1 protein-coding gene is annotated in these 1,646 nt (G+C 68.1%); it reads left to right on the forward strand.

Features of this window, described 5'->3' with window-relative positions; all coding sequences use genetic code 11:
- Positions 1–163 precede the first annotated feature (163 nt).
- On the forward strand, positions 164–1,646 hold a 1,483-nt coding region (locus ACIQPT_RS37375; RefSeq protein ID WP_401162811.1), incomplete at its 3' end, for a type I polyketide synthase.

The raw sequence follows: 1,646 nt of genomic DNA on the forward strand, positions 1-1,646 counted from the left end.
CGTGGGGTGGGAGCCGGTTGTGGCTTCGGGGGTTGCTGGGGTGTTGGGGGAGTTGGTGTTGGTTGCTGGTGGTGTGCCTGGGGTGGTGGGCACGCATGTTTTTGAGGTGCCGGTGGGTGCTGGGGTGGATGTGCCTGGTGGGGTGCGGGATGTTGTGGGTGGGGTGTTGGAGTGGGTGCGGGGGTGGTTGGCGGATGAGCGGTTGGAGGGGTGCCGGCTGGTTGTGGTGACGCGGGGTGCGTTGGGTGTGGTTGAGGGGGAGGGGGTGGTGGATCTGGGGGGTGCGTCGGTCTGGGGGTTGTTGCGGTCGGCGCAGTCGGAGTATCCGGGGCGGATGGTGCTGGTGGATCTGGAGGCGGATGTTGCCGGGTTCGGTTCTGGTGGTGTGCCGGATGTGGTGCGGGATGTGGTGGGTTCGGGGCTGGATCAGGTTGCGGTGCGGGGTGGGCGGTTGTTGGTGCCGCGTCTGATGCCTGTTTCCGGTGCTGTTTCCGGTGTTGGTGAGGTCATCGAGTGGGGTGATGGCACGGTTGTGGTGACGGGGGCGACGGGGACGTTGGGCCGGTTGGTGGCGCGGCGTTTGGTGGGTGAGCACGGGGTGCGGTCGTTGCTGTTGCTGAGTCGTGCTGGTGAGGGGGCTGTTGGGGCTGGGGAGCTGCGGGCGGAGTTGGAGGCTGCGGGTGCGCGGGTGGAGTTCGCCGCGTGTGATGTGGCTGATCGTGGGGCGTTGGCTGGGGTTTTGGGTGCGGTGCCGGCGGAGCGTGCGCTGGTGGGTGTGGTGCATACGGCGGGTGTGGCCGAGGACGGTGTGTTTTCGCAGTTGGGGCGGGAGCGGCTGGAGCGGGTGCTGCGGCCGAAGGTGGACGGGGCGTGGAATCTGCATGAGCTGACCCGTGGGTGCGGGTTGAAGGTGTTTGTGCTGTATTCGTCGTTGGCGGGTCTGCTGGGCACGGCGGGTCAGGCGAACTATGCGGCGGGCAATGCCTTCCTGGACGGTCTGGCGTCTCTGCGTCGGGCTGCGGGGTTGCCCGCGGTGTCGATGGTGTGGGGTCTGTGGGAGGAGTCCAGTGCCATCAGTGGGGATCTGGGTGAGGCTGATCTGCGCAGGTTGTCGCGGATGGGGTTGCGTGCGCTGTCGTCGTCGGAGGGGATGGATCTGTTCGATGCGGCGCTGACCTCGCGGGAACCGGTTGTGGCGCTGACGGGTATGGATACCGGTGCCTTGCGGGCTCAGGGCGCTGATGTGCCTGTTCTGCTGCAGGGGCTGGTGCCCGCCGCTCGGCGACGGGCGCTGTCGGGCAGTGCTGACGGCGGTGGTGGGGAGGGGCGGTCGCTTGCCGGGCGGCTGGCGGGCCTGGCCGCGGATGAGCGTGAGAGGGCTCTGGTCGATCTGGTGCGGGGTGTGGTCGCGGGGATCCTGGGTCATGAGGACGCGCGCGAGGTCGAGGCCGACCGGGCGTTCCAGGAGATGGGGTTCGACTCTCTTAACGCTGTCGAGCTGCGTAACCGGCTGAACGCGCTGGGCGGGCTCAAGCTGGCGAACACCGTGGTCTTCGACTACCCCTCCGTCAGCGCTCTGGCCGGGTTCCTGGACACTCAGCTCACCGACCAGCACACACCCCCACCCCACACCCTGCTCACCACCC

It is taken from the genome of Streptomyces sp. NPDC091289 (assembly GCF_044757365.1).
In the GTDB taxonomy this organism is placed as follows: Bacteria; Actinomycetota; Actinomycetes; order Streptomycetales; family Streptomycetaceae; genus Streptomyces.